The organism is Streptomyces sp. MBT53 (assembly GCF_016654115.1).
Taxonomy (GTDB): Bacteria; Actinomycetota; Actinomycetes; order Streptomycetales; family Streptomycetaceae; genus Streptomyces.
Genome location: NZ_JAEQAZ010000351.1, coordinates 1 through 5410, shown reverse-complemented (window position 1 = coordinate 5410; position 5410 = coordinate 1). Strand labels below are relative to the sequence as shown.

At 71.1% G+C, this 5410-nt stretch carries 6 protein-coding genes; 2 read left to right on the top strand and 4 right to left on the bottom strand.

The features are described 5' to 3' along the window. On the top strand, window positions 1-796 hold a 796-nt coding region (locus JHN45_RS50585; protein ID WP_307783445.1), incomplete at its 5' end, for an ATP-dependent helicase C-terminal domain-containing protein. Here the strand turns inward: JHN45_RS50585 and JHN45_RS50580 are convergent. The 3 genes from JHN45_RS50580 to JHN45_RS50570 form a co-directional block, all read right to left on the bottom strand. Next, window positions 786-1778 carry a DUF3068 domain-containing protein gene (locus JHN45_RS50580; RefSeq protein ID WP_200714619.1) on the bottom strand — a complete coding sequence of 331 codons (993 nt, stop codon included), beginning with the start codon at window positions 1776-1778 and terminating at the stop codon, window positions 786-788. The genes JHN45_RS50585 and JHN45_RS50580 overlap by 11 nt on opposite strands. A gap of 65 nt (window positions 1779-1843) precedes the next feature. Continuing rightward, a complete protein-coding gene (locus tag JHN45_RS50575; RefSeq protein ID WP_106417094.1) occupies window positions 1844-1978 on the bottom strand; it encodes an SPW_0924 family protein in 135 nt (44 codons plus the stop codon). A gap of 185 nt (window positions 1979-2163) precedes the next feature. Then, window positions 2164-3903: a lytic transglycosylase domain-containing protein gene (locus tag JHN45_RS50570; protein ID WP_201056214.1), complete on the bottom strand. Its 1740-nt coding sequence runs from the start codon at window positions 3901-3903 to the stop codon at window positions 2164-2166. Between the two features lie 260 nt (window positions 3904-4163). Between JHN45_RS50570 and JHN45_RS50565 the strand changes: the two genes are divergently transcribed. Further along, complete coding sequence (locus JHN45_RS50565; RefSeq protein WP_201056212.1) at window positions 4164-5018, top strand: DUF4184 family protein; 855 nt, start codon at window positions 4164-4166, stop codon at window positions 5016-5018. On the opposite strand, the gene JHN45_RS50560 is transcribed toward JHN45_RS50565, so the two are convergent. Continuing rightward, window positions 4981-5388, bottom strand: coding sequence for a hypothetical protein (locus JHN45_RS50560; RefSeq protein WP_201056210.1), 408 nt, complete (start codon window positions 5386-5388; stop codon window positions 4981-4983). The two genes, JHN45_RS50565 and JHN45_RS50560, sit on opposite strands and share 38 nt — an antisense overlap. Window positions 5389-5410: the final 22 nt, after the last annotated feature.

Here is a 5410-nt window from a genome sequence, read left to right as displayed (position 1 = left end):
GCACGCGCGCGTGCAGCTCGGTGCCGTCGTCGACGAGGACGTCGCCCGGTTCGCGGCCGGGGCGCTGCTCAGCGAGGTGGACGAGGTCCACTGGGCCGGCGGTGACGTCGTGGCCCGGCGTGTCGAGCGGCTCGGGGCGGTCGAGTTGGCGGTGCGGCCGCTCAAGGACGCCGACCCCGTTGCCGTACGGGACGCGCTTGTCGACGGGCTGCGGGAGGAGGGGTTGGGGCTGTTGCGGTGGTCGGCGGATGCCCAAGTGCTGCGGCAGCGGCTGGCGTTCCTGCGGCTGAACGTCGGGGCGCCGTGGCCCGACGTGTCCGACGAGGCGCTGCACGCGCGCGTGGACGAGTGGTTGGAGCCGGAGTTGGGGCGGGCGCGGCGGCGGAGTGATCTGGGGCGGATCGAGGCGGGGCAGGCGCTCCAGAGGTTGCTGCCGTGGGCCTCGGGGGAGGCCGGGCGGCTCGGCGAGCTGGCGCCGGAACGGATCGCCGTACCGAGTGGGTCCAGGGTGCGGATCGACTACGGGAACCCCGAACAGCCCGTCCTCGCCGTGAAGTTGCAGGAGATGTTCGGGCTCCACGAGTCGCCGGAGGTCGCCGGTGTGCCGGTGCTCGTGCATCTGCTGTCCCCGGCCGGGCGGCCCGCCGCCGTGACCGCGGATCTCGCGTCCTTCTGGAAGGACGGGTACCGGGGCGTGCGGGCCGAGTTGCGGGGGCGGTATCCGAAGCATCCGTGGCCCGAGGACCCGGCGACCGCCGAGGCCACGCGGTTCACCAACGCGCGGCTCAGGCGGTGACCGGTTCCGGTTCCTGGACCTCGGTGGGGGCGGGGTCGCCGGGGCGCCTGCTGCGGGCCTCCAGGTAGAGGGAGAGCGCCAGCAGGAGGAGGCCGAGGGTCAGGAAGCCCCAGGGGAGGTAGGAGACCATCAGCAGGACGAGGGTGCGGTTGGACTTCACCAGGGCGACGGTGTGCTTGATGTAGTCCTCGCGCATCTTCACGTCACCCGCGAACGCCGTCACCTTCGCGCGACCGCCCAGGAGGGTGCCACCACGCAGTTCCTCCTTGTGGCTCTCCTCGCCGTAGACCGGTGCTCCGGTGACGGGTTCGACCCAGAACCTGCGGACCGTGGTGTACCAGCGGGTGGTGCCCGTCTTGGCGACGGACTCCGGGGTGATGCCCTTGACCGGCATGGTCTTGGGGAAGGGGACCTTGGTCCAGGGGATGGTCTGCTCGAAGTAGTAGACCTTGACGCCGCGGAAGTTCTGGGTGCCCTTGTAGTGGATGGGGTTGGTGGTGCGGGTCTGCGCGTCGAAGTACTCGTAGTCCCGCTTCTGGGTCAGGAACGGCCACTTGAACTCGATGCCGTCCCGTTTCACCGGGTCGCCGTCGACCATCTCGCCGGTGGCGTGGACGGGGTCCTGGGAGTGTGCGTCGAAGATGTAGCGCTCGGGGATCGAGGAGACCATCTTGCCGTCGGGGCCCTGGACGTAGGACAGGCCGTCCCAGACGACGACGTCACGCCCCGCGGTCTTGTCGATCTTCTTGGCGGCCTCGACGTCGCCCTTGAGGGTCTGCACGATGGTGACCTTGGGGACCGTCTTGGCCTGCATGGTGCCGTAGTCGAGGAGGGTGGCGTTCTTCGCCTCCAGGACCATGTCCTGGTACTGGTTCGCCGGGATCTTGGCCAGGCGCGGGAAGGCGTACCAGCGCAGCAGCGGGGAGAGCGCCGTGAAGAACACGGCGAGGGCGAGCAGGATCAGGCTGGCCTTGCGGCGCATCTCGGCCTCCATCCCGGGCGGTCAAACGCTTGCGCAAAGGCTTGCGTAAACGCTTGCGCAATCGTTTACGGGTGCGCGGGCACCGTCGTCAGCAGCGGTTTCGGGGAGGTCTTCCCCATCGGTGAGCCCATCGCGGTGATGGTCAGGATCAGCGCGAACGCGAGCACCAGACCGGTCGCGGCGGCGATCAGGGCACGCATACCGGCCTCCCGACAGACAGAAACCAATGGATTCAGGAACTGATAGGTCGTCAGGTCGGGCACCGTAGCAACGCGCGGGCGAGATGAGAACACGTTGCACACGCACGAAGGGCGGACACGGCGAGGGCGCCCGCCCGCCGGAGCGGAGGGGCACCCTTGTCCTGTCGCAGGGTCGTGCGGTCGGACTACGCGCTCGGTGAGGCCGACGGGCTCGGGTCGGCCGAGGCGGTCGGGCTGGGCGAGGAGGTGTCGGCCGCCGCGGCCACGGTCAGTTCGACCGTGAGGGTCGCGCCGCCCGTGGTGGTGATGCGGAGCAGGAAGGTGCCGGTGGTGTCGTCCGCGTACAGCTTCGGCAGCTTCAGGAGGCCGTCGGCGTCCGTGGCCAGGCCGGTGAGGGTGCGGACGGTCTTGCCGTCGGCGTCCTTGAAGTAGGGGCCCTTGTCGTTCTCGGTGGCGTCGTCGGTCGCCTTGATGAGGGTCGCGGTGGCCGCGACCTTGTCGGCGACCGCACCACTGTAGGTGGCCTTCACCTCGACCTGGTCGGCGAACTCGCCGCCCGGGGTGCAGGTCAGCGCGGTGGTGCTGGTGCGGACGAGGGTGTCGGCGACCCGGGGCGTGACGCTCGCCGTGTAGTCGAGAGCGGTGATCGCACGGCCCAGGAGCGTGGCGCGGACGGTGAAGTCACCGGTGGTCTCGCCGGCCTGCAGGGCCGGGGCGACGGCCACACCGGAGGCGTTGGTGACCGCCAGGGCGACCTTCTCGCCGCCGGCGAACGTGGCGTCCGTGGTGCCGACGATCGTGAACCGGATCTTGACCTTGGCGACGCCCTTGCCGGCCGCGTTCTGGGCGCGCGTGCTGATCTTCTTGGTGAACGCGTCGCCCGCCGTCGCGGTGAGCTTCGCCGTGCCCGAGTCCGCCAGCTTGGCCACCGTGTCGGTGGGGGTCGGAGTCGGCGTGGGCGTGGGTGTGGGCGTCGGGGTCGGCGTGGCCGGCGTGGTGGGGGTCGGGCTGGGGCTCGGCGACGAGGTGTCCGGAGTCGAGGGCGACGTCGAAGGCGTGGGGCTGGCCCCGGAGTTGTCGTCGCTGCGGCCCGAGGGCAGCGTGCCCGTGCCGTCCGGGACCGAGTGGGTGCCCTTGCGGTAGTACTCCAGCCACGACAGGACCGTGTTCAGGTAGTCCGTCGAGTTGTTGTAGCTGAGGATCGCGCTGCGCAGGCCCGCGTCGGTCGACAGGTTCCAGTTGTTGCGGCACAGGTAGTGGCCGGCGGCGAGCGCTGCGTCGTAGACGTTGTTGGGGTCCTTGACCCCGTCGCCGTTGCCGTCGCGGCCCGCCCAGGCCCAGGTGGACGGGATGAACTGCATGGGCCCGACGGCCTGGTCGTACTCGCTGTTGCCGTCGTACTTGCCGTTGTCGGTGTCCCTGATGAGCGCGAAGCCGTTGCCGTCGAGCGCGGGGCCCAGGATCTTGGAGGTCGTGGTGCCGGTCGCGTCGACCTGGCCGCCGCGTGCCTGGCCCGACTCCACCTTGCCGATGGCGGCGAGGAGTTGCCAGGGCAGGTTGCAGCCGGGCTTGGAGGTGGCGAGTTCGGCCTCGGCCTTCTTGTAGGCGTCGAGGACGGTCGCGGGGATGCCCGCCTCGGCCTCGCCGACCGAGACGGGGGTCCCTATGGACGGCGACTGGCTGGCGCTCGTACTGGGGTTCGGGCTGCTCAGCGGCGGGAGGTCCGTGTAGTACGGCGAATCTCCGGTGGCGCTGCGACCAGTGCTTCCGTCACTCCCGTCGAGCGTGGTCTGGCCGGCGGGGAGCGTTCTGTGACCGCCGGTCGCCGCCGGAGCCTGGGAAGCGGACAGTGCCGCGACCGCTGCCGCGGCCACCGCTGTCGTCGCCGCACCCTTGCGCAGCCGCCTGCCGAAATGCGCCGTCATGGAGTGAACCCCTCCCAGGGACGCCCGAGCGCCCGTCCTTGTCTGTTGCCTCTGCGCCTGTTGTGACGGTCGAGCCGCACCGCAGGTTGCCCTCGTGGTGGTTATCGGATGGTGTGTACTTGTTCTCCGTCTCCGCCCGCCGTGCGGGCCCCGCGCGGGGACCCAGGCGACCCTACGACAACTTGCTTTGCACGGGCACCCGTTGGTGGCCGTTATTCACCACCTGGCCATATGCCGATGACTCCTACGGGGAGCCCCTGTTGCCGTTCACTTTGAGTCATGCCGCCGCCGTACTGCCCGCAGTGCGCGGCGACGGCAGGGGGCGCGGCCGGCTGGTACCGGCGGTGCTGGTGGCGGGTTCCTTCGCCCCCGACATGACGTACTACGCGGCGAGCGCGGTCCCCGGGGCGATGGAGTTCGGGAACGTCACGCACTCCTTCCCCGGTGCCTTCACGGTCGACGTCCTCATCACGTGGACGACGGTCGCCCTGTGGCTCCTGCTGCGCGAACCCCTGGTGGCCCTCCTCCCCCGCGCCCGACAGCCCCGGACGGCGACCCTGCTGCGCTGTGGCACGCCACGCGCGCGTGCCACCCCGTCACTGGCCGCGTGGTGGTACGTCTCCGCGGTCCTCGGCGGCCTGACCCATGTCGTGTGGGACGCGTTCACCCACCACGACCGGTGGGGCGTACGACTGTTCCCCGTCCTCGACCGCAGTGTGGGTGGCCGACCGCTGTTCTCGGCTCTCCAGTACGGCAGTTCGGCGGTCGGCGCGCTGCTGATCGCCGCGTTCGTGGTGCGCGCGCTACGACGGGTTCCGGCCACGGCGCCGGTGGGGGTGCCCGAGCTGTCGGTACGGGACCGGTGGGCGGCCGGTGCCGTCCTCGGCGGCTGCGCACTGGTGGCGGCGGTGGAACGAGCCTCGCACTGGTGGGCGTACTGGGGCTCGACGGCGACCGCCTGGGACCTGATCCCGACCCTGTGCTTCGGAGCGGGGGCGGGGCTGGTCCTGGGCGTGCTGCTGTACGCCGCGGGCGTCCGTGTGTGGCGCCCGGCACCCGCCGGGGCACCCGCCGAGGTCAGCGCGGAGCGGAGCCGTCCGGCGGGGTCGCGATGAACACCGTCATGGTGTGCACGGGGCGTGACCGCGGGAGCCTGGTGAGCACGAGGTCCAGGTAACTCCGGCCCAGCTCGGCCCACAGTCGCCACACGGGAGTGCCGGTGGGAGTGATGGCCGGCCCCTGCGGGTGTCTGGCCTGTTCTCGGGGGTCTACGACCGTCTCGTCCCGGAACGTGAGGCGGCACCGGAGGCCTGCGGCCGTGTGCCGGACGGCCATGGTGAGGTCGGCGGGGATGCGGGCGGTGCTTGCACCGGCGGCGAGGGCCGGGACCGGCGGGCGGGGCGTGACCGGTGCGGCAGCGGAGCCCGCTGCCTGCGCCTGCGTCCGTGCCCGGCCCGACCGGCGATGGAGCATGCGTATACCCATGCCCGCATCCTTACGGTCACCG

Bases quoted from the DNA above. Each gene is read 5' to 3' on its own strand.
- JHN45_RS50575 (WP_106417094.1), bottom strand. From the start codon at position 1,978: ATGCGTGCCCTGATCGCCGCCGCGACCGGTCTGGTGCTCGCGTTCGCG.
- JHN45_RS50580 (WP_200714619.1), bottom strand. From the start codon at position 1,778: ATGCGCCGCAAGGCCAGCCTGATCCTGCTCGCCCTCGCCGTGTTCTTC.
- JHN45_RS50560 (WP_201056210.1), bottom strand. From the start codon at position 5,388: ATGGGTATACGCATGCTCCATCGCCGGTCGGGCCGGGCACGGACGCAG.
- JHN45_RS50570 (WP_201056214.1), bottom strand. From the start codon at position 3,903: ATGACGGCGCATTTCGGCAGGCGGCTGCGCAAGGGTGCGGCGACGACA.